The 22,334-nt window shown below is 37.6% G+C and carries 19 protein-coding genes and 3 tRNA genes; 18 read left to right on the top strand and 4 right to left on the bottom strand.

Annotation, left to right across the window (positions count from 1 at the left end; translation table 11 throughout):
- The first annotated feature begins 3 nt into the window (after positions 1 to 3).
- The 18 genes from DSM00_RS11220 (at position 4) to DSM00_RS11135 (ending at position 18,454) form a co-directional block, all read left to right on the top strand.
- Positions 4 to 75: transfer RNA gene (locus DSM00_RS11220), tRNA-Gly, on the top strand.
- Between the two features lie 44 nt (positions 76 to 119).
- Positions 120 to 203, top strand: a tRNA-Leu gene (locus DSM00_RS11215).
- 124 nt (positions 204 to 327) lie between these two features.
- Positions 328 to 927 carry a hypothetical protein gene (locus DSM00_RS11210; protein WP_128758112.1) on the top strand — a complete coding sequence of 200 codons (600 nt, stop codon included), beginning with the start codon at positions 328 to 330 and terminating at the stop codon, positions 925 to 927.
- A 78-nt stretch (positions 928 to 1,005) separates the two neighbouring features.
- Positions 1,006 to 3,444 (top strand): zinc-dependent metalloprotease, encoded by a 2,439-nt coding sequence (locus tag DSM00_RS11205; RefSeq protein ID WP_128758111.1) that lies wholly within the window; start codon positions 1,006 to 1,008, stop codon positions 3,442 to 3,444.
- Between the two features lie 208 nt (positions 3,445 to 3,652).
- Complete coding sequence (locus DSM00_RS11200) at positions 3,653 to 4,099, top strand: ferritin-like domain-containing protein (RefSeq protein WP_128758110.1); 447 nt, start codon at positions 3,653 to 3,655, stop codon at positions 4,097 to 4,099.
- Positions 4,100 to 4,235: 136 nt separating this feature from the next.
- Positions 4,236 to 4,682: a ferritin-like domain-containing protein gene (locus tag DSM00_RS11195; RefSeq protein WP_128758109.1), complete on the top strand. Its 447-nt coding sequence runs from the start codon at positions 4,236 to 4,238 to the stop codon at positions 4,680 to 4,682.
- A gap of 200 nt (positions 4,683 to 4,882) precedes the next feature.
- Positions 4,883 to 9,265, top strand: coding sequence for a DNA polymerase III subunit alpha (dnaE, locus tag DSM00_RS11190; RefSeq protein ID WP_128758108.1), 4,383 nt, complete (start codon positions 4,883 to 4,885; stop codon positions 9,263 to 9,265).
- Between the two features lie 1,009 nt (positions 9,266 to 10,274).
- Positions 10,275 to 10,625, top strand: a complete 351-nt coding sequence (gene trxA, locus DSM00_RS11185; RefSeq protein WP_371457763.1) for a thioredoxin — start codon at positions 10,275 to 10,277, stop codon at positions 10,623 to 10,625.
- A 208-nt stretch (positions 10,626 to 10,833) separates the two neighbouring features.
- Positions 10,834 to 11,379, top strand: a complete 546-nt coding sequence (locus DSM00_RS11180) for a ClpP family protease (protein WP_128758107.1) — start codon at positions 10,834 to 10,836, stop codon at positions 11,377 to 11,379.
- Positions 11,380 to 11,443: 64 nt separating this feature from the next.
- Entirely contained in the window at positions 11,444 to 12,373 is a 930-nt protein-coding gene (locus tag DSM00_RS11175) for a DUF58 domain-containing protein (protein WP_128758106.1), read from the top strand.
- Positions 12,374 to 12,487: 114 nt separating this feature from the next.
- A tRNA-Asp gene (locus tag DSM00_RS11170) sits at positions 12,488 to 12,561 on the top strand.
- Positions 12,562 to 12,811: 250 nt separating this feature from the next.
- The gene (locus DSM00_RS11165; RefSeq protein WP_317127840.1) at positions 12,812 to 14,032 is read left to right on the top strand and encodes a site-specific integrase; all 1,221 of its coding nucleotides are present in this window, start codon (positions 12,812 to 12,814) and stop codon (positions 14,030 to 14,032) included.
- Positions 14,033 to 14,336: 304 nt separating this feature from the next.
- Positions 14,337 to 14,624, top strand: a complete 288-nt coding sequence (locus tag DSM00_RS11160) for a helix-turn-helix transcriptional regulator (protein ID WP_128758105.1) — start codon at positions 14,337 to 14,339, stop codon at positions 14,622 to 14,624.
- Between the two features lie 145 nt (positions 14,625 to 14,769).
- A complete protein-coding gene (locus DSM00_RS11155; RefSeq protein WP_317127839.1) occupies positions 14,770 to 15,819 on the top strand; it encodes a VapE domain-containing protein in 1,050 nt (349 codons plus the stop codon).
- 254 nt (positions 15,820 to 16,073) lie between these two features.
- Complete coding sequence (locus tag DSM00_RS11150) at positions 16,074 to 16,928, top strand: toprim domain-containing protein (RefSeq protein WP_128758103.1); 855 nt, start codon at positions 16,074 to 16,076, stop codon at positions 16,926 to 16,928.
- 88 nt (positions 16,929 to 17,016) lie between these two features.
- Positions 17,017 to 17,313 (top strand): mobilization protein MbpA, encoded by a 297-nt coding sequence (gene mbpA / locus DSM00_RS11145; RefSeq protein ID WP_128758102.1) that lies wholly within the window; start codon positions 17,017 to 17,019, stop codon positions 17,311 to 17,313.
- Entirely contained in the window at positions 17,310 to 18,137 is an 828-nt protein-coding gene (locus DSM00_RS11140) for a relaxase/mobilization nuclease domain-containing protein (protein WP_128758101.1), read from the top strand. Before mbpA ends, DSM00_RS11140 begins: the two co-directional genes overlap by 4 nt.
- Positions 18,134 to 18,454 (top strand): DUF6730 family protein, encoded by a 321-nt coding sequence (locus DSM00_RS11135; RefSeq protein ID WP_028376708.1) that lies wholly within the window; start codon positions 18,134 to 18,136, stop codon positions 18,452 to 18,454. The genes DSM00_RS11140 and DSM00_RS11135 overlap by 4 nt, the downstream gene beginning before the upstream one ends.
- A 307-nt stretch (positions 18,455 to 18,761) precedes the next feature.
- On the opposite strand, the gene DSM00_RS11130 is transcribed toward DSM00_RS11135, so the two are convergent.
- From DSM00_RS11130 to DSM00_RS11115, 4 genes are all read right to left on the bottom strand, one after another.
- A complete protein-coding gene (locus tag DSM00_RS11130; protein ID WP_206633803.1) occupies positions 18,762 to 19,022 on the bottom strand; it encodes a hypothetical protein in 261 nt (86 codons plus the stop codon).
- Positions 19,023 to 19,073: 51 nt separating this feature from the next.
- Positions 19,074 to 19,349: a HipA N-terminal domain-containing protein gene (locus DSM00_RS15775; RefSeq protein WP_394365802.1), complete on the bottom strand. Its 276-nt coding sequence runs from the start codon at positions 19,347 to 19,349 to the stop codon at positions 19,074 to 19,076.
- Between the two features lie 394 nt (positions 19,350 to 19,743).
- Positions 19,744 to 20,583 carry an outer membrane beta-barrel protein gene (locus DSM00_RS11120; RefSeq protein ID WP_164916325.1) on the bottom strand — a complete coding sequence of 280 codons (840 nt, stop codon included), beginning with the start codon at positions 20,581 to 20,583 and terminating at the stop codon, positions 19,744 to 19,746.
- 44 nt (positions 20,584 to 20,627) lie between these two features.
- A partial coding sequence (locus DSM00_RS11115) for a T9SS type A sorting domain-containing protein (protein ID WP_128758099.1) occupies positions 20,628 to 22,334 on the bottom strand: 1,707 nt, incomplete at its 5' end.

The following is a 22,334-nucleotide window of genomic DNA, read 5'->3' as shown; positions in this document are numbered from 1 at the left end:
ATTGCGAAAGTAGCTCAGGGGTAGAGCATCACCTTGCCAAGGTGAGGGTCGCGGGTTCAAATCCCGTCTTTCGCTCTAAAACCGCACTATTTTTGAATAGTGTTTAATTGAAAGCCCACGCTCGGGTGGTGGAATTGGTAGACACGTTGGACTTAAAATCCAATGAACATTAGTTCGTACGGGTTCAAGTCCCGTCCCGAGTACAAAGCCTCCCAAAAGGGAGGCTTTTTTATTAAAAGCCAATGCTATATTGGCTAATTTTGAAGTAACTTCAAAACTCCCCTACATAATAGCGCTATTTTTTTATTTTGAAAAATTGACTCCATTATGCTTTCTAAGTTTTTTAAAAGATCAAAATCTAATGATAACGGTCTTAAACATAACGTTTTATTCGCTCCTAACTATCTTGTAAAATCTCAAAAATTTAAAGATAGAACCGAGTATACTATGGGCGGTCATTCTATAATTAGTATTGATCAAACAGATGGTGAGAATACGGGCCTCTATTTTAATGCTACGCGTACTTATAGCGCCAATAAAATAAGCCTCACAGATGATAATTCTCTGCGCCTTGGATTTCAATCTATTTTAAAAGATCATTTTTTAACTTTGGGCACACGCAAAGATCTTGTTCAAACACAAGTAGGCGACACCCTTAAAATAGATTTTAAAGATGGCACTACTCTAACATTTGTTCTGGAAAATTGTTCTGAAATTGCAAAACAAAATAAAGGATATGCTTGTAATCTACGAACGCGTATCTCTGAAGATGAAATAGCTTTTTTCACCACAAAACTTATAAACTCATATACTTTTGGCTTTGCAGAAACTGGAAAAGAATATAAAAAGTCATTAAACCCAGATTCTAAAAGAAAATTTAGAGAAGCAGCGCAATCGTTTTTGTTTATTCTGAAAAACTACTATTAATAAGAATTCAAATTTTCAATAATTTTTTGAGTTAAGATTTAGTAATGATTCTGTAAATTATGCATCTAAAATTAAACGATGCTAAAAAAACTCGCACTACTACCCTTACTCTGTGTTTTACTCTATGGCTGCAAATCTCAAAAGCTTACTAATAAAGCTTCCGCAGGTACCGAAACCACAGAGAAAAAAGACTCAAAAATTAAGCCTTATGATAAGGTAATTACAAAAGAAGCACTTACAGATAAAGGGCTTTTCACAACTCATACTATTGATGAAAAGCTCTATTTTGAAATCCCAGATTCTTTACTGGGTAAAGATTTACTTCTGGTAAGTCGCATTGCTAAAGTTCCTTCGGGATTTGGTGGTGGATATGTAAATGCAGGCTCTAAAGTAAATGAGCAGGTAATTCGCTGGTCTAAACGTGGAAATTTTGTTGACCTAAAAGTTATCAGTTTTGAAAATCAAAGTGATGAAAGCAATCCTATTTCGAAGTCTGTAGAAGCAAATAATTTCTTCCCTATACTTTTTAGTGCTCCTATTGCGACAAGAAGTAAAGATTCTGTAAGCACTGTTATTGAAGTAACCGACCTTTTCACAAAGGACATCGATGCTATCAACGGGGTATCATCAAGATTACGCAAAGAATACAAAATCAAAAAACTAGATGCATCCCGTACTTATATAGAATCTGCAGCATCTTTTCCTAATAATGTTGAGGTGAAGCACGTGATGACCTATGACGCAGAAGAGCCGCCAGAACGTGATCAAGCCGGAACATTAACATTATTGATGAATCAATCAATGGTTTTATTACCAGAAGATAAAATGCTTCCAAGATTAGCAGACGAGCGCGTTGGCTGGTTTACTTCTAAAAAATATAATTATGACTCCGAGCAGTTAAAGGCAGATGATTATAGAATTATACGTCGCTGGAAACTTGTACCTAAAGATATTGAGGCTTATAAAAGAGGAGAACTGGTAGAACCGGTAAAACCTATTATTTATTACCTGGATCCTGCTACTCCACTTAAATGGAGACCTTATTTTAAACAAGGTATAGAAGACTGGAACAAAGCTTTTGAAGTTGCCGGTTTTAAAAATGCTGTGATTGCAAAAGACCCACCTACTAAAGAAGAAGACCCAGAATTTAGCCCTGAAGACGTACGTTACTCGGTAATTCGTTACGTAGCAAGCACTACCCGTAATGCTGTAGGACCTTCTGTTTCAGACCCACGAACTGGAGAAATTATAGAAAGTGATGTAATATGGTATCACAATCATTTGCGCTCTTATCGCAATCGTTTCATGATAGAGGCTGGAGCACAAAACCCTGCTGCACGTACGCTAGAAACGCCAGAGAAAGAGATAGGAGAAATGATGCGTATGGTTATTGCTCATGAAGTAGGGCACGCATTAGGCCTACCTCATAATATGAAAGCTAGTTCGGCGTATCCTACAGATTCACTACGTGTAGCCTCATTTACTCAGAAATACGGTCTAACTCCGTCAATTATGGATTATGCTCGTGTTAACTATGTAGCTCAACCAGGAGATGATGGCGTAAGGTATATACGTATGATGGGACCTTATGACCTGTACGCAATTAACTGGGGTTACAGATATATCCCAGAAGCTAAAACTTCTATTGAGGAGAAACCTACTCTTGATAAGTGGATTCTGGAAAAAGCAGGAAATCCTTGGTATGAATTCGGAAGCTCTAATGGTGTAGACCCACATTCTCAAACTGAGAGTTTAGGAGATGACAATATTAAAGCAAGTACTTACGGACTAGCTAATTTGAAAAAAGTTGTTCCTAATCTAATAGACTGGACGACTAAGGATGGTTATGGTTATGCAGATCTTCAAGAAGTTTACAAAGAACTTAACTACCTGTGGCGCGGCTATATTAATCATGTGATAACTAATGTAGGTGGTGTGTATGAAACCATCAAGACCGCAGATCAGGATGGAGTTGTTTACACACAAGTACCGAAGGCCATTCAAAAAGAAGCTGTAACCTTTTTAAATGAAAATGCATTTACTACACCAGAATGGTTGCTAGACGCTAATATATTAGACCGAATAGAATCAGACGGCGCCATCGACCAAGTAAAAAGTGTTCAAACCTATGCCCTTAGTAACTTACTATCAGATAAGCGTCTTTCGAGAATGGTTGAACTCGATGAGAAGAATGGTAATGATTCGTATTCTCCGGTTGCATTTATGAGCGACTTGAGAAAAGGAATTTTCAAAGAACTTTATCAAGGAAATCAAACTGATGCCTATCGTAGAAATTTACAGCGCAAATATGTTGACATCGCTACCTCTTATTTAAATGAATTAGAAGATGGAGAACAAGATATTTTAATTTCAGACATTCTACCTTTAATGCGCGGTGAACTAACTCAATTAAGAGCTGATCTTAATTCACGTAAAAACAATTCTAGGGATACATTAACCCGTTATCACTATGCAGATTTAATAGCTCGTATTGACGTTGCATTTAAACGTGATTAAAATATAATTTATACACTATCATAAAGTGAGTATAACGCTTCATCATTGCGATGGAGCGTTATTTTTTTAACAAAAATCTCCATAACTACCGTGTTAAAATCACTTAAATGCGGTTAAAACCTGTTAATTCTAAAAATCCTGAATTATAACTTTTTAAATTGAAGTGTGTTTAGATATAAAATCTACTACATCAACTAAAAAAATCATTATGAGTTATACAGAAGAAATGGGCAAAAAGCTCAACGAATTATTAGAGAAAAATTACGATGCTGAAGCAGGTTACAAAAATGCTGCAGAGAAAGTAGCTAACCCTGCTCTAAAGAACTATTTACTTAGTAGAGCACAGGATCGTTATGATTTTGGCCACGAACTAAAAGAAGAATTAAGACAAATGGGTCAAGAACCAGACAAAGGTACAAGCCTTGCTGGTGATGCACACCGTTTGTGGATGGATTTAAAGACCGCTTTATCATCAGATAAAGATGAAGCAGTTTTAGAGGAAGCAATACGCGGAGAAAAAACAGCTCTTGAGGAATATAATGAGATCATCAAAAATGGTGAATTACCATTATCTACAACAAATATAATTGCAAAGCAACGCGATAGCGTGCAAAATGCACTTGTAGATGCAAAAGGTCTAGAAACACTAGCATAAATTATAATTGTGGTTAATCTGTTTTCAATAGTTTCTAATTAGAAATTAAAATTCAGATTAACCTCATCTTATTTTAGATGTTATCGAAACACATCTAATGAAAATCAAAGTATCGCTAATTTAAAGAAGAAAGAAGATGAAGTTTACTGAAGAAATTACGAAAAAACTAAACGAATTACTTACCAAGAATTATGATGCCGAAGCTGGTTATAAACTAGCCTCTGATGCTGCCGAGAATGGCCCGTTAAAAGAATATTTTAATCGTCAAGCTAAGCAGCGATATGATTTTGGTCATCATATTAAAAATGAAATCAAATCTTACGGTCAAGACCCAGATAAAGGTACGAGCGTAGCTGGAGATATTCACAGAGCGTGGATGAATTTAAAATCTACGGTTTCTAGTAATAGTGATGAAGCAATTTTAAAAGAAGCAATACGTGGTGAAAATAATGCTGTAGAAGAGTATCAAAATATTCTAAGCGAGCCGCACTTACCACCTACTACAGAAGCTATTTTATCGACACAATTAAAAGCTATTAAAAGCGCCATTAAAGAAGTGGAAGCTTTCAAAATAATGGCATAATATAAAATTCTATTTATTTGAATTAGCCAATTTAAAATAAATAATTAAATCCCCTTGAGAATTTCTCAAGGGGATTTTTTTTTGGTACATCAAGGTTATCAACAACCCAAAAGTTAACTTTTGAAAGCCTCTCTTTTTCACTAATTTTAAACTTTTCAGATTTTCCGCTCCCGAGAAAATTAACTCAAAGAGAACCAGAGATGTACCTAATTTTTGACACAGAGACTACCGGTTTACCTAAGAACTGGAATGCACCCATCACCGATTCTGACAATTGGCCCCGTGCAATACAAATTGCGTGGCAGCTACACGATGATATGGGAAACTGTATTGAACATGAGGATTATTTAATACGACCAGATGGTTTTGACATCCCATTTGATGCAGAACGTATACACGGTATTTCTACAGAATTAGCACAACGCGATGGTTTAGCATTAGGAGAGGTTTTAGGGAAATTTAAAGCTGCTTTAAACAAAACAAAATTTGTTGTAGGTCAGAATGTAGGCTTTGATGTAAATATTATGGGAGCAGAATTTCATCGGATAGATGTTACAAATTTGCTTCAGGATTTACCTGTTTTAGATACCTGTACTGAAACCACTGCACAACTGTGTCAAATACCCGGTGGACGTGGAGGAAAATTTAAATTACCTACTCTTACAGAGCTTCATCTTTACTTATTCAATAAGCCATTTTCTGAGGCGCACAATGCAACTGCCGATGTAGAAGCAACTACGCGATGCTTTTTTGAGCTTGTGCGCAGGCGCATATTTACTCAAGAAGAATTAGATGTCCCGGCTGGTTATTTTGAAAATTTTTCGGAGGCAAATCCGCAGCCTATTCAATTTATAGGGCTTAAACATATAAACCTTAAGAAAGCTTCCGAAGAAATACGGAAAACGCTTCAGAAAGTTGATCAGGCAGATATTTCTAAAGAAGAAATTAAAGAAAATAAGAAACAGCTTGCCAAAGTAGATTTTGTGCATTTGCACAATCATTCTCAATTCTCAATTCTTCAATCAACTTCTAGTGTACAAGATCTGGTAAATGCTGCAAAAAAACAGCAAATGCCAGCAGTTGCTATAAGTGATATGGGAAATATGATGGGAGCCTTTCATTTTGTTAAGGCAATAACTAATCATAACAAAGGAGCTCTAGCAAAAAATGAAGAGCTTGTTGCAGCAGGAGAAGAGCCTACAGAAACAGTTATCAAACCTATTGTAGGAATTGAGCTTAATGTATGTCTTGATCACACAAATAAAAGTCAGAAAGATAACGGATACCAGATCGTGTTTTTAGCCAAAAATAAAAACGGCTATCACAATCTTGCAAAAATGGCATCGCTAGCTTATACAGATGGTTTCTATTATGTTCCTCGTATAGACCGCAAAATTGTGGAGCGTTATAAAGAAGATCTTATTGTGCTCACCGGTAATCTATATGGCGAGGTTCCCAGCAAAATTTTAAACGTAGGTGAAAAACAAGCAGAGGAAGCTTTAATCTGGTGGAAAGAAACTTTTACAGACGACCTCTACATTGAAATTATGCGTCACGGTCAAGAAGATGAGGACCGTGTAAACCAGACATTAGTCGAATTTTCAAAAAAACACGATGTAAAATTAGTTGCTACAAACAATACCTTTTATATCGAGAAAGAAGACGCCTCTGCTCACGATATTCTGTTGTGCGTAAAAGACGGTGAGAAGGTTGCAACACCAAAAGGGCGAGGCCGTGGTTATCGCTTTGGTCTGGATAATGAAGAGTATTATTTTAAGACTGCCGAAGAAATGAAGGCGCTTTTTACAGATCTCCCTGAAGCGATAAGTAATGTAAGTGAAGTTGTAGATAAGATTGAAGCCTTTGTATTAGCGCGTGATGTATTATTACCTGCATTTACAATCCCCGAGGAGTTTAGATTTGAAGAAGACAAACTGGACGGTGGTAAACGTGGAGAAAATAAATTTCTAAAGCACATCACATTTGAAGGTGCAAAAAAACGATATCCAGATTTAACTCCTGAAATTGAGGAGCGACTCAATTTTGAGCTTAGTGTAATTGAAAACACAGGATACCCTGGATATTTCTTGATCGTAGAAGATTTTATACGCGAAGCACGAAATATGGATGTTTCTGTGGGACCGGGACGGGGTTCTGCTGCAGGTTCTGCAGTTGCCTATTGCCTGGGAATTACCAATATAGATCCTATAAAATACGATTTGCTTTTTGAGCGTTTCTTAAATCCAGATCGTGTGAGTATGCCTGATATTGATATCGATTTTGATGACGAGGGACGAAGCCGCGTAATGGATTATGTTATCAAAAAATATGGAGCAAATCAAGTAGCGCAGATTATCACCTACGGTACAATGGCAGCTAAATCTTCTATTAGAGACACTGCTCGAGTACTGGATCTTCCGTTAGGGGATGCAGATCGCATTTCTAAACTTATCCCCAATATGTCTAAACTGGCCAAAATTTTTGGTCAAAGTGAAGCAGATCTTAAAAAGAAATTCCGTTCTGAAGATCTCGTCAAAGTAAATGAACTATTAAATCTTGCTGAAGGTGATGATCTCGAAGGTCAGACACTTCGCCGGGCAAGACAGCTAGAAGGCTCGGTACGTAACACAGGTATTCACGCCTGTGGGGTAATCATCACGCCAGATGATATTACAAATTTTGTTCCCGTATCTACAGCAAAAGATTCTGATTTATATGTAACTCAGTTTGATAACTCTGTCGTTGAAGAAGCCGGCCTATTAAAAATGGACTTCTTGGGTCTAAAGACCCTTACCCTTATTAAAGATACCGTTAAGCTTGTAAAGCATAAACATGGGATTGATCTTGATCCAGACAATTTCCCATTAGATGATGCAAAAACCTACGAACTCTTTCAACGAGGCGATACGGTAGGGATATTTCAGTATGAATCTCCCGGAATGCAAAAGCATATGCAAGCTCTTAAACCTACGGTTTTTGAAGATCTTATTGCGATGAATGCACTCTATAGGCCTGGTCCTATGGAGTATATCCCAAGTTTTATTGCCCGTAAACACGGAGACGAGGAAATACAATATGATTTACCTGCTATGCAGGAATATTTAGAAGAAACGTATGGTATTACTGTTTATCAAGAGCAGGTGATGCTCTTGTCACAGAGTCTTGCAGGATTTAGTAAAGGTGATGCCGATGTTTTGCGTAAAGCGATGGGTAAAAAGATATTTGCTCTGCTTGAAAAACTAAAACCTCAATTTCTGGATGGAGGTGAGAAAAACGGTCATCCAAGACCTATATTAGAGAAAATATGGAAAGATTGGGAAGCCTTTGCTGCATATGCATTTAACAAATCGCACTCTACTTGTTATGCATGGATTGCCTACCAGACTGCGTATTGTAAAGCACACTACCCTGCCGAATATATGGCTGCTGTATTGTCAAACAATATGAATGATATTAAGCAAGTAACTTTCTTTATGGAAGAATGTAAGCGGATGGGACTAGAAGTATTAGGACCTGACGTAAACGAATCGTTTAGAAAGTTTACAGTAAATGATCGCGGCGCCGTTCGTTTTGGAATGGGTGCCGTTAAGGGTGTGGGTGCAAATGCCGTACAAACTATTGTAGACAATCGTAAAGATGGACCGTATCGTTCAGTATTTGATCTTGCTAAACGTATAGATTTACGTGCTGCAAACAAAAAAGCTTTTGAAAGTCTTGCTCTCGCTGGTGGTATGGATAGTTTTACGACTACACACCGGGCACAATATTTTAAAGATGAAGGAGATGGTGTCACTTTCTTAGAAAAAGCTGTAAAATATGGCGCTAAATTTCAAGAGAATGAAAACTCTTCGCAGGTGAGTCTTTTTGGCGATGCCAGTGATGTGCAAATTCCGGAACCTGTAGTTCCTCCTTGCGAAGAATGGGGCACTATGGAGAAGTTAAGAAGAGAAAAAGAAGTGGTAGGTATTTACATTAGTGGACATCCCCTTGATGACTTTCAAATGGAAATGACCAACTTCTGTAATGGAAAAATTAAAGATTTTAATAATCTCGACAATCATTTAAACCGCGAATTAACGATAGGTGGTGTCATATCTGATGTGCAACACCGCGTTTCTAAAAACGGAAAAGGCTGGGCGATGTTTACTGTAGAAGATTTTGAAGAGTCTTTTGAGTTTAGAATGTTTGGAGAAGAGTATCTTAAATTTAGACACTTTTTAATCCCCAACTCATTTATACACATGCGTGTTTTTGTAAAAGAAGGTTGGGTAAACCGTGATACAGGTAAAAAAGGCGATCCGCGTTTACAGTTTAATAACTTTATGCAACTGCAAGACGTGATGGAAACCTTTAGTAAAAAGCTCACTATAAATCTGGATCTAAAAGAGGTGCAGAGCAGTCGTATTGATGTGTTACGGGAGACGTTGTTTAATCATCGCGGGGATCACAACCTGCATTTTTACGTTTTTGAGTCTGATGAGAAAATAGCACTACAAATGCCTAGCCGCAAGAAGAAAGTAAAAATAAGTAGCGAGTTATTAAATGAACTCAAAGCACAACGGTTTAATTTTAAACTTAATTAGGTGCCTTTTATGTAATTAGATTTATAAGTTGGGCGTTACCCTGGCAGGTCGGGCTATTCGCTGCAATCTGCTTGTTTGCAAAGGCATTAAGCAGGATTTACGCTGCTATCCCTAACGCAAAACCTTAACTATAAATAGACATCTAGTTAAAAAAAAATTTAAAAATGCTAATAGCCTATTGATACTTATAAAATAACCTAAAGCGCTAAAAAATGAAATCATATTAATTAGTTGGGCGTTACCTTGGCAGGTCGGGCTATTCGCTGCAATCTGCTTGTTTGCATAGGCAACAAGCAGGATTTACGCTGCTATCCCTAACGCTAAACGCTTTTTTGTAAATAGACATCTAGTCAAAAAGATTAAAATGCTAATAGACTATTATTACTTATAAAAATATCCTAAAGCGCTAAAAAATGAAATCATATTAATTAGTTGGGCGTTACCTTGGCAGGTCGGGCTATTCGCTGCAATCTGCTTGTTTGCATAGGCAACAAGCAGGATTTACGCTGCTATCCCTAACGCAAAAACCTTTTCTGTAAATAAACATCTAGTCAAAACTATTAAATGCTAATAGCCCATTTATACCTATAAAATAACCTGAAGCGCTAAAACTAATCCGAATAAAGAAGCGAGAATACCGCGTGAGGGATAGTAATGAAAAGCCCACAGCGAGGAACGAGCGCGGACTTGCAATGCATAGCCCGACCCTTGTGGTCACGCCCTAAAAGATATCATTACTCCTATCTCACTAACGCTCAAAATATTTTCTGAAGCATTTAAAACGAAATCACATTAATAAGTTAGGCGTTACTCTGGCAGGTTGGGCTATTCGCTGTAATCTTTGCTATAAATAGACATCTAGTCAAAAGGATTAAACTAGAAGTCACGCTCAAATATCTAATCTCCGCCTAAGCTGAAATTTAATTATCGAATCGATATTACTGATTAAATCATAGTCAAATCTAATTCGTTGATTGTAAGCTTTAGATAAATAATTGACTAATTTTACATTAATAACCTAAATAAAAATAAAATGGCACTAGAAATAACTGACGCAACATTTGACGAAGCTGTATTACAATCTGATAAACCAGTACTTGTAGATTTTTGGGCAGCTTGGTGCGGACCTTGTAGAATGGTAGGTCCCGTTATTGAGGAAATTAGTAAAGAATACGAAGGCAAAGCCGTAGTAGGTAAAGTCGACGTTGATGCTAATCAAGAATTTGCAGCAAAATATGGTGTGCGTAATATACCTACTGTTTTAATGTTCAAAAATGGTGAAGTTGTAGGTCGCCAAGTAGGAGTTGCTCCTAAAGCTACTTACACAGAAGCTTTAGAAGGTTTATTAAGCGAAGCTTAAAACTACCCGTTCATATAAAATAAAAAGGTTTGGCATTAAGTCAGACCTTTTTATTTTATAGAAATCAAGAAGTAGCTCAATTACCGCAGCCTGTTCTTTTATAAGCATATTTTGAACATATTGTTTATACTTGTTAGGGCGATTAAAAAAATTGTTCCGAAATTTATATGCTTCTTTCTAAAGAAGCTATTGAAACAAAAATTATAAAATGGAAAATAAAAAAGGAAAACCACAGGATCTTATAGATGCAAAATTATTGGAAGAACGTAAAGTTTTTCTTTGGGGACAGGTAGATGACAAAAGTGCAAAACACGTTGTAGACCGTCTTTTATATCTTGATGCGATAAGTCATGATGAAATACAGTTTTACATCAATAGCCCGGGTGGTTATGTAACTTCTGGTTTTGCGATTTATGATACAATCAAATCTATAAAGAGTCCGGTGTCTACTATTTGCACAGGTCTTGCTGCAAGTATGGGTAGTATCTTATTATCTGTAGGCGAAAAAGGTCGTCGCTTTATACAGCCGCACGCTCGCGTAATGATTCACCAGCCTAGTGGTGGTGCTCGCGGTCAAGCTAGTGATATCGAGATTACCGCTCAAGAAATCTTAAAAACTAAAGAGCTTAGCGCAAAAATACTGGCAGATAATTGTGGTCAAGACTTTGACAAGGTTATGAAAGACTTTAATCGCGATCATTGGATGGGAGCAGATGAGTCTGTAGCCTACGGGATTGTAGATGGTGTCATCTAGAACTAGTAAAACTTCAAAACCGGCAATAAATTAATTTTACTGCCGGTTTTTTTATATTCAAAAAATGGATTTACAGGCACATCTTAATGCAATTTCGGGTTTTAATAATCTGGAGCTTCTCGCAGGCCAGGTAGTTGAGGGGTTCATTAGTGGAATGCATAAGAGTCCGTTTCACGGTTTTTCAGCAGAATTTGCAGAACATAAAGTTTATAACTCTGGAGAAAGCACAAAACATATAGATTGGAAACTGTATGCACGTACAGACAAGCTATATACAAAGCGCTACGAGGAAGAAACAAACTTACGCTGCCACTTAATTTTAGATAATAGCAGTAGTATGCATTATCCACTATTAAGTAATTCTGAATTAAATAAACCCAATAAAATTGCTTTTTCAGTATTAGCAGCTGCAGTAATAATGCAGTTAATGAAAAAACAAAGAGATGCGGTAGGATTAAGTGTTTATGCCGAAAAGTTTGAATACTACGCGCCAGAAAAAGGAAGCGAACGGCACCATCATATGCTACTCGACCAACTAAATACAATTCTTTCTACGAAAGATAAAGCTAGCGCCACAGATACGTATGCCAATCTTCATTTTATAGCTGAAAAATTAAAAAGACGCTCGCTGGTTTTTCTATTCAGTGATTTATTTCAAAATGAAATGGAGCAGGATAGAACATTTGAAGCTTTGCAGCATTTGAAGTATAATAAGCATGAAGTGATCTTTTTTCACACGTTTGATAGTGCTACAGAATTAAATTTCAATTTTAACAATTCGCCAAAACGCTTTAAAGATGTGGAGACCGGAAAGCACATTGATGTATACTCAGACAATATAAAGAAAGAATACTCCACGGCGGTAAATGCTTATTTTGAGACTATTAAACTGCGATGCGCACAGTATAAAATAAAATATGTCGCTGCTGATATACAGCAAGGTTTTGCTCCTATCTTGAGTACTTTTCTTGTCGAAAGAAAACAGTTTTTATAGAATTTTAAAAAATTTTCATTTTTTGTTTGCACACTTAAAAAATGGGTGTATATTTGCACCCGCAAGAAAGGAAATGATCACCACTTCTAATCTTCAAAAGTTCTTAAAATATTTGGTCTGGTAGTTCAGTTGGTTAGAATACATGCCTGTCACGCATGGGGTCGCGGGTTCGAGTCCCGTCCAGACCGCTAGGAGTTATTCCAAATTCCTCTAAAAGCCTGTAAATCATATGATTTACAGGCTTTTTCATTTTATTTAATGTCGTTTGATATCAAATAATTCCATCAAAAAGGTGAGTGATTCGGTGAGTCTTTTTAAACTCAAAAAAGACTCACCGCGAAACCGTATAAAGTGTTAAAATAAAAGGACTTACACGTTTTCTTTAACACTTTTTAATTAGGACTTTTGTATTTTAAATCCCTCATTTAAAAGACAAAAATGATGGCAAGTTCTATTTCAATACTTTTCTATCCAACTTCAGCTAAGAAATCATTAAAGGCAGCTACTATTTACGCGCGAATCACTGTAGATTCAAAGCGTAGCGAGTTTTCAACCCAACATAAGGCAACTGAAAAATGGGATCCCAAACTAGGAAAGATGACGGGTACTAGTGCAGAAGCTCGAATGGTGAACCGACACTTAGACGATGTTCGAACTAAAATCTATGAGATTTATGACCGGTTAATTCGAGAAGATAAGCCTGTTTCCGCTCAGATTATCCGGGATATCTATCAAGGTAAAGATGATGAGCAAAGAATGCTTCTAGAGCTATTTAAAGAGCATAATGACCGTATTGAGAGTCTTATCGGCAAAGGATATTCAAATGGCACCCTACAACGTTACAAAGCAGCCCGTACGCATTTAGAGAATTACTTGCTTTTTCTTAAAAAGAAAAATGATATCGCATTACGAGAAATTGACTATCAGTTTATATCTGGTTTTGAACATTATCTAAAATCTCAAAAGAACTGCGCTCACAATACGGCAACAAAATATATTGTCAATTTCAAAAAAATTATGCGCATAGCTTTGGCTAATCAGTTTATAGATAAGGATCCTTTCTTTCATTGGAAATCAAACTGGAAAACTAAAGAGCGTGAGTTTTTAACTTCAACAGAACTAAATACGCTAGCTCAAAAAGAGTTCTCAATAGTGCGCCTGGAACAAGTGCGAGATATTTTTCTTTTTTGCTGCTTTACCGGCCTTGCGTATGCAGATGTAAACAAACTCTCCTCCGATGATATTATACTCGGATTAAATGGAGAACGATGGATTAAAACTAAGAGACAAAAAACGAATACGTTAAGTAGCATTCCCATTCTACCAACAGCCGAGCAGATTTTAAATAAGTATAGTGATCACCCGTGCAGATTGAAGGATAATAAATTATTACCCGTACTCACAAATCAAAAGTCGAATGCGTATTTGAAAGAAATAGCAGATGTCTGCGGAATTAGCAAAACGCTGACCACACATCTGGCTCGCCATACCTTTGCTACAACGGTTACTTTATCTCGTGGTGTACCCATGGAAACAGTAAGCAAAATGCTCGGCCACACCTCTATCAAGACCACACAACTTTATGCTAAAGTACTGGATTCGAAAATTGGAGCAGATATGGATCTTCTTAAAAAGCAAGCTCCAATATTAAAAGAATAAGTGTTTTTTAGCCTTAAATATGAAAACAGATATCACTCAACGTGTTAATAACTCAAGTTTTGACCTATTTCGCCAATTTTATCTGATGTTAATTAGAGTTACTTGAATGATCCACAAATTCAATTCAATAAATTCTGAAACCATTTAAACGTATTTCATTACAAATTATTGGTTTTCAGTTATTTGTGAATAACTATTTATTAAAAATCTCCTATTCCTCTATTCCTATTTCTACTTTTATTTCAGGAATTCTAATAAAACAAACAAAGCGCTTTGTTCACTATTCACTTTCAAATCGAATACGATGAACACAATTAAATTAGACGAAAGGCTTGAGCGAATTGAATCGCTTTTATTAGCCAATAAGAAGGTACTTACTCTTGAAGAAGCTTGTGATTATACAGGTATATCCCGTAGCTATCTTTACAAATTAACTTCAACAGGAATGATTCCCCACAGTAAACCGAGTGGAAAGCTTATTTACTTTGAACGGGAAGAGCTTGAACACTGGTTAATGCAGAACAAGAAGTTCTCAGATTCAGATTTTAAGGAGTCTGCTGCGCATAAATCAAAAGAGGAAAGAAATTCATAGACCTATAAACCATAGCTATGAAAATCACAAACTCTATCAAGTAGCAGATCCTAAGAAAAAGACGGTTTACGATTACACCATTGAGTACCTTTTTGAGAAGTACGACATTCTTTACAATGAAATCTCGCACGATTTTCAAATCTCTTTGAAACAGAAAAAGCAATGGAGCTATCTAAATCTAAATTCACTAATCATTGAACTAACCAAAGCCGGGATAGATATCAGTACTTCTAAATTGGAAATTCTGATCAAATCGGAGCTGATTGATTCCTATAATCCGATAAAAGAATATTTTGAATCTCTGGAGGCTTGGGATGGCAAAGATCACATCGAGAAGCTCGCTTCATTTGTGCCGCTTTATGAACACGAAGTATTCGTTTATCATTTCAAGAAATGGCTGGTTAGAGCTATCAAATGTGCCTTGGAGCCTGCGTATTTCAATAAGCAGGCTCTAATTATCAGTCATAGCGGCCAAAGCTCAGGTAAATCAACCTGGTGCCGATATCTCTGCCCACCGGAATTAGCCGAATATATGGCCGAAGACATCAATAGCGATAAAGATGCGCGTATTCAATTGTGCCGAAATTTTCTTTATAATCTCGATGAGCTGGCTGTACTTTCGAAGAATGATGTGAATGCGCTTAAAGCTTTTTTCTCAAAGACCTTTATCAACGAGCGTTTGCCCTATGACCGCAAGAATACCATACTACCCAGAATTTGCTCCTTTATGGGTTCGACCAATATGTCTTCCTTTTTAAATGATGAAACAGGTTCTGTGCGTTGGTTGTGTTTTGAACTGATGGGAGCAATCGATTTTGATTATAAGAAAGAAGTAGCTATTCGAGAGGTCTGGAGTCAGGCTTATCACTTAGCCTATAAAGATCCCAATTTCAATTCGGAGCTCACCGTAAAAGATGTTAATGAAAATGAGGAGCGCAACCAGCGGTATACCAAAATGACCACCGAGCAGGAACTTATTGCCAAGTACTATGAAAAGTCTACCCACGAAAAAGATTTTGTAACGGCCACAGACATTATGGTGAGCCTGAATTGTCTGAATATACGCATTAGTCAGATCAATCTGGGACGTGCCCTTTCAGGCTTTGGTTTTCAGAAGATCAAACACACGAAACGCAGGATTTACGGGTACTTAGCAAAGCGGAAGTTTATAGAATCGCCTTACGAACTAGGCTGATGAACTAGGCTGATGAAAGAAAAAAGAATAAATCCTCTTACCATTCTACCACAAATCTTCTAAGACCCTATAAACAGTAGGCTCATTTGTGGTAGGATCTTAAGAAGTCATCTTACCACAATCCTACCCATCTTACCCCAAATGTGTGGTAGGATGGGTAGGATGAAAAAAGGACTTACCCATATCATTAAGCCCCGTGTTTACTGGGATGGGTAAGATGGTAGGATGTTTTGGGATTTTTAAACTATTTACAAATGAAAAAAGAAAAACTATCGTGTGAAAATGCCCGAAAAATTCCCATCGAAAAGGCGCTGGAATTTTTAGGACACCTTCCCACTCGCAATTCGGAAAAGGAAGCTTGGTTTCTAAGTCCCCTGCGGTCAGAAACCCAAGCATCCTTTAAAGTTTCCAAAAAACTAAACTTCTGGTACGATCACGGATTGGGGATTGGCGGGAACATCATAGATCTCATTTGTGAGCTTTCAAAAGTATCGGTGAGTCAGGCTCTAGAAATTTTAGCTCAACTTAAAACAGTGAATTACGATCTTTCAAAACAGCAACGTTCTAATTTAAAGGAATCTGGAATTGAAATCAAAGATGTAAAATTCATTCAACATCCAGCTTTATTACAGTATTTGACTAAACGAAAAATCAGCCTGACTATAGCTAATACCTTTTGCAGGGAGGTTCATTATACTATTGGTAATAAATATTGTTTTTCCATTGGACTCAAAAACAATTCTGAAGGATGGGAACTTAGAAACAAATATTTCAAATCTTCAAGCTCACCAAAAGATCTGACTTGGATCAAAAATGAATCCCAGAATTTGATGGTTCTGGAAGGAATGTTTGATCTATTATCACTGATAACAATCTATCCAAATTTAAAACGAGAAGCTGACTTTTTGATTTTAAACTCCATTGCTTTTGCAGACAAAGCACTTCCCATTTTAGATAATTATAAAACGATAGAGCTCTATTTGGATCGGGATGAGGCCGGAAGAAAAACCACAGCTTTCTTCTTGAATTCAACGCCAAAATGCATTGATAAATCTGAGTTCTATTCTGCTGAAAAAGACCTGAATGTCTGGCTGATGAAAAGGAAATAAAACTGATTTCTGGAGAGCAGGGCAAGATGTGTAGCTGTGGCCACAATCTTGCTTTGCTCCCGATGGTTGCAAAGAAAAAATACAAACGATGAAACGAGCACTTATCAAATTCAGATGCAGCGTATATGAGAAAAAACTGCTGCAGGTAAAAGCAAAAGCTGCAGGTAAAAGCCTTAGTGCTTTTTGCCGAAATAGCCTAATGGAACAACAGATCATAGAGCGGATGAATGAAGATCATATCAAGACCTATAAAATGCTGGTGAAGTATCACAACAACTTTAAACGTATTGGAAATATGTATAAAAAAGGGAATCCAAAGCTCAGTGAGGAAGTAGTTCTGGTGGCTGAAGAAATCAAGAAACATCTTAAAAGCATCATCCCATGATAGGCAAAGGAAGTTCCATATCTAGTACACTCGGAGCCTTGAGATACGGTAATAATCCAGATAAAGAAGCGGAGCTGGTATACAGTTACCTAATCATTGGAGATACTGCAGAAGAAATCACCAGAGAGTTTGAAGCGGTACAACACCTGAATCAAAACTGTGAGCGCAATACCTTGAGTTTTATTCTAAGCCCAACAGTTAAAGACGGAGCAAATATGAATAATGAGGATTTAGGCAAACTCACTAAAACCTTTATTCAACACATGAAATTACAAGACCAACAGGCAGTGGGGTATGTGCATCGCGATAAAGAGCATACCCACGTGCATCTATATGTTAATCGTATTGATCTAAATGGAAAAGCGTATAAGGATAGTTTTATTGGCAAACAAAGTCAATTGGCAGCAGAGCGAACTGCAAGGGAACTGGGAATTCAAACGGTAAAAGATGTTCAGTATGAAAAGAATCTAGCGCTCGGGAGCATCCGAAGTGAACTACAGAAGGCACACGAGCAAACTATTGGCAAGGAAGGAGCTAAAGATTTACAAACATACATCAACCGAATGCAGGAAAAACAGATTACAGTAATCCCGGTTATTAATAAATCAAAAGGACTTCAGGGTTTTCGATTTGAATATAACGGGCAAAGTTTGAAAGGAAGCGAAGTGCACCGATCGATGTCAGCAAGCAATTTATTGAAATCAATAGTTCGTCAAAAAAATGTTCTAATTGGTGGAAAAAGTATTCCTATAGCACCAAGTCTGGTTAAAGCAATTGCTAAAAGAGTAATCAAACTAGTAATCAATAAAGGAATTGGAATATGACTAAATTAGAAATCCTATCAGAACTGCTCGTGGAAGAGCTACACAGCTTTAAGGAAGAAGTCAACCGTCTAGAAAAGATTGAAAAAAGCCTAAAGGATACGTCAATAAAAGCAGATAGCACCCAGATAGAAAAGCTGATTGCGGATCATTTTAGAAAACTGGAAGTTGATCAAACTGCTCAACAGGAAAACCGAGAAGAAATATTGAAAATTATTAAGCATTCCCGGACGATTCCCAATTGGCTTATTGTACTAGTTCTAATTCTAATTCTTTTTCTTTCACTAGCATTTGCTATAGCTTACCTCTTGCTGCACTGATTCAAAAATAGAATTAATTTTTTCTTTCAAAAAAACCTGTCTTTAGTGAAGGCCTTTTCGAAAGAAAAAATGATGGGAAAGGTTTGGGGTTTAAATCGAAGAGTTAATTTTTTAAGGGTTTTCTCACGTTACGGAGTTAACTGTATCTAACGTTCCGGGCTCAAACGCTTAAATCGCATTTAATAGGCTTGTAGGTAGTACATTTGGGCAGTTCATTGATAAAAGAAATTTCAATAATAGGCCTGCTCCCCCGTTTTTAAAAATATCAAAGCGTTCTCTGCAGTTTCAATTTGATACACCTGCTGTGCTATTTACATCTTGAGGTGTTCGTTAGCCGGCATTTGATCACTGCGTTTAGCAGCATTGGGAATGGCATTAAAATATAATTTCCCTGCTCCCCTTCTTTAATAAGTCGCAACTTATTCTTTTTTAAAAGAACTGAAAACTTCTCATGAACACCCGATATGGAAATACGCTTTTGATTAATTCTAAAGATTTGATTTTCGTCATATTTACCATTTGGGGAATCGTAAGGAGTGATGAGTGTCGCTTTCCAAATAGTAAACATGCGTTTTAGACAGTTCCAGCTATAAGAGTCTTAGCCTTCGGCAAGAGTTCCCTAATGCATTGTTGGGCAACAACCCAAAATAATCATCTTATCATTATACATTTTTTTACAGATCCCGTGTTTATTAATACCTTTAGGCAACACATTGTTAAAGAAGGGGAATAAATAGAGAGATTGATAGACCTGCTTCGATTTTGGCAGCATTAAACTGATTGCAATTTTATCCTTAGTATTGAGCCAGTTTTCTAAATAGATAAATTCAAAACTTCGATTGGATCTTTGTTCAATTAATTCAGCTTTTTCTATTTTAAAGAAAGCTCTTGACATTCTCATAACTTAATTTGTTTGAGTTTAAGATTAAGCTCTAAACCAAGTATATCAATGTATTTTTCTAAAGAATCTAAATTTGGATTCGCTTAATCTCGCTCAGTTTTGTACAACGTGTTCACGCTTACATATGCCAGATCAGCGATATGTGATTGAGTAATCTTAAGAGGATCCCACGCCGTTCTTTTAATGGATTTCCAATCTCGAAATTTCGGGAGGAGTCTTTTGCTAAATGAAGAGAAATTGAGTGAGTGAATTGAACATTCCTATCACCATTTAAGAGTATAATCGACAGTTTCCTTTTCAAATAAAAATATAAATAATAAATTATTTTCATAATTAAAAGCCTCCTCGTTTTTAAGAAGGCTTTTGATTAATTAATAGTATTGCTTAATTAGAAGGAAAAACCGTATTTGAGTTTAAACCCAAGGGAAAGAGTTTTAATCTCGTCTACATTTCCGACCTGAGTGGTCAGCACACTATTGCCTGTAAAATTTACTTCAGGCTCCGCTTTGTACTCCAGCAAGCGGTTTGATTTGGTATCTTCAAATACATTGGTGAGTCCGTAATCTACATACACGCTTAAATACACCAGACTCCCCGTGCTGATCGGTAATTTCAGCCCGGTTTCTAAACTCAGAATCACATTGGTTTTAAGATCAAGCTCGTCTGCTTCCCAACTGTAGCTGCCAAAGTCTCCAAACCCAGCAAAACGTGGCGCCTCTAGCAAAACATCGTATTGCTCATAATAACCCGAAGTAGTCAGACCTGTAGCTCTTGATTTGTATTGGCTGTCAACAACAATACCTAACTTTACCCCTGCCAAAACAAAAAACCGATTGGTACCGGAAGTCTCGTATTGCCCCAAAATCGGGATTTGAATGTATCTCGCCTTCTGGGTTTCCCGATAATTAGTAAACTGGTAGCGGAACTCAAAAACTTCCGCTTCTGAATCCTGAGTTACATAAGCCGCGTTGATTCTATCAAGCTTTGCATTACCTCGATAGGTTTGCAATGCAAAGCCAGTCCTTAAACTCCATTTCGGTGAAAGGTAATACCCGTATTCCAAGCCAAAACCAATCCCATCATCCAGCGCTGCGCTGTTATCTACCCCTTCATATTCCAATATGGAAACAGGCCCGTTTATGTTTACCAGCACCTCATTGTTTTGCTGCCCCTGCAACGGAAGGGATCCCAGTCCTAAAACAAAGAGTACTCCTTTTAATCTATTCATTTGTATAATTCTAGTTATGAAAAACTTCATCTGTAGAGGTTGATTTAGTTAACAATAAATTGAATGGTTTGGGTTTGTTTCTTGGTCTCACAGACCAATACGTAAACTCCTGCTTGAATACCCGCTGGCATCTGCACAGTTGTGCTAGAGCCACTGGTGTAAAAAGTGTCAACAAGGGTGCCCTGAAGGCTATGGATGGATATTTTCATATCTTTAAGCTCTTCCCTATCAAATTCAGCAAACAAGGTTGCCGAGGAAGTGGCCCGTACCGGGTTTGGGGCCAGGTGTATCTTGCCACTAGCCTGCAATTCAATGTTAAAAGCACAGGTGCTCAGCACATCCCCTCCTGCAGTGATTAGCTCCACGCGGTAGCTCGCAAACGGATCAAGCATATCTGTTGATAAATCTCCTTCTGAAAAATACTGCTCGTTGCCTATTAGTCTTCCGTTTTTATACCATTGGTAGCCGGTAAAGCGATAGCCGCCATTAGTCTGCGAATTGTTATTGACCACCAGGGTATTGTTGAACTTTTGCACCACGATCTCTCCAAATAAGAAACGTTTGTGAATCTCGATGGTATAAGTTCTGCTCACCATCCCATCTTGCGAGGAAACTACCAGCGTGGTGCGGTAGATACCCGGCTGAGGTACCGGTACACTGAAGGTCTTCGGCATATTGCCGGTTGCATTGGCCTCCGTCTCGTAAGTGACGTAGAGCGTCTGCACGTCTTCACCACAATCAATGACATAGGTAATTATTGCATCGGGATTGAGGTATTCAGAGTCTCCAATAGTCAGGCGTGTGATGGATGCATCTGCACTGGTTACAATAAACTCCTGAGATACGGGAGTTGCGGGCTGGTAGTTTTCATTGCCGGCCTGAGTAGCAGTTATGGTAATGGTACCCGATTGTACCAGGCTTACAAAACCAGATTCACTAACCATTGCTGCCGGTACAGTTGAACTATACGTGTAGCTATAACTTACCGGTAACCCGGATGAAGCCGTAACTTGAAGCTGAAAATCAGGATCCGTTTCAAGGCTTACCATAGGAAGTTCATCAAAACTGATGATTTGTGAAGCTTGTTGAATGCTAAGGCTAGCCGTTAGTATTAAGTCAAGATAGTAGGGTCTGGTTACCACAGCCTCCACAGTATAGACACCAGCGTCTATTTTCTCATTATTGGTATAACGTACCGTTGCATCTGTAGGCAGGTTATTTACTGCAAGAGCATGAACCGTCCCATCGTAAGTAAAAGATTCATCCTCAAAAGTAATCCCCTGCTGTGCACAACCAGTTACGGTTACAACTGCAGTAGCTGTGCTTACATTACCATTCGTATCCGTTACTGTTAGTGTTACCGTATTTTCTCCCAAAGTAGAACAAGAAAATTCTGTTTGATCAATTTCAAGTGAAGCTATACTACAGTTATCATACGAACCATTGTCAATATCACCTGCTGTGATTAAAGCCGAACCATTTGCATCAAGATTTACTGAGATGTCCCTGGTTAATGCCAAAGGAGAAGAGCTATCTATAACCTCAATGACAAACGAAGCAGTTGCTGTACAACCATTGGCATCGGTTACCGTAACATCATAAGTACCGGCCGTTAGACCTGATAGATCTTCGGTGGTAGCACCGTTACTCCATAGATAAGTATAAGATGCAGTTCCGCCAACAACAGCTAAATCAATTGATGCGTCGCTGCCTCCATTACAACTTACTGCAGTAGCAACGCCACTGGCTGT

It is taken from the genome of Leeuwenhoekiella aequorea (assembly GCF_004104375.1).
Lineage (GTDB): Bacteria > Bacteroidota > Bacteroidia > Flavobacteriales > Flavobacteriaceae > Leeuwenhoekiella > Leeuwenhoekiella aequorea.
The sequence above is the reverse complement of the archived record's forward strand: the minus strand, read 5'-3'. Positions and strand labels throughout refer to the sequence as shown.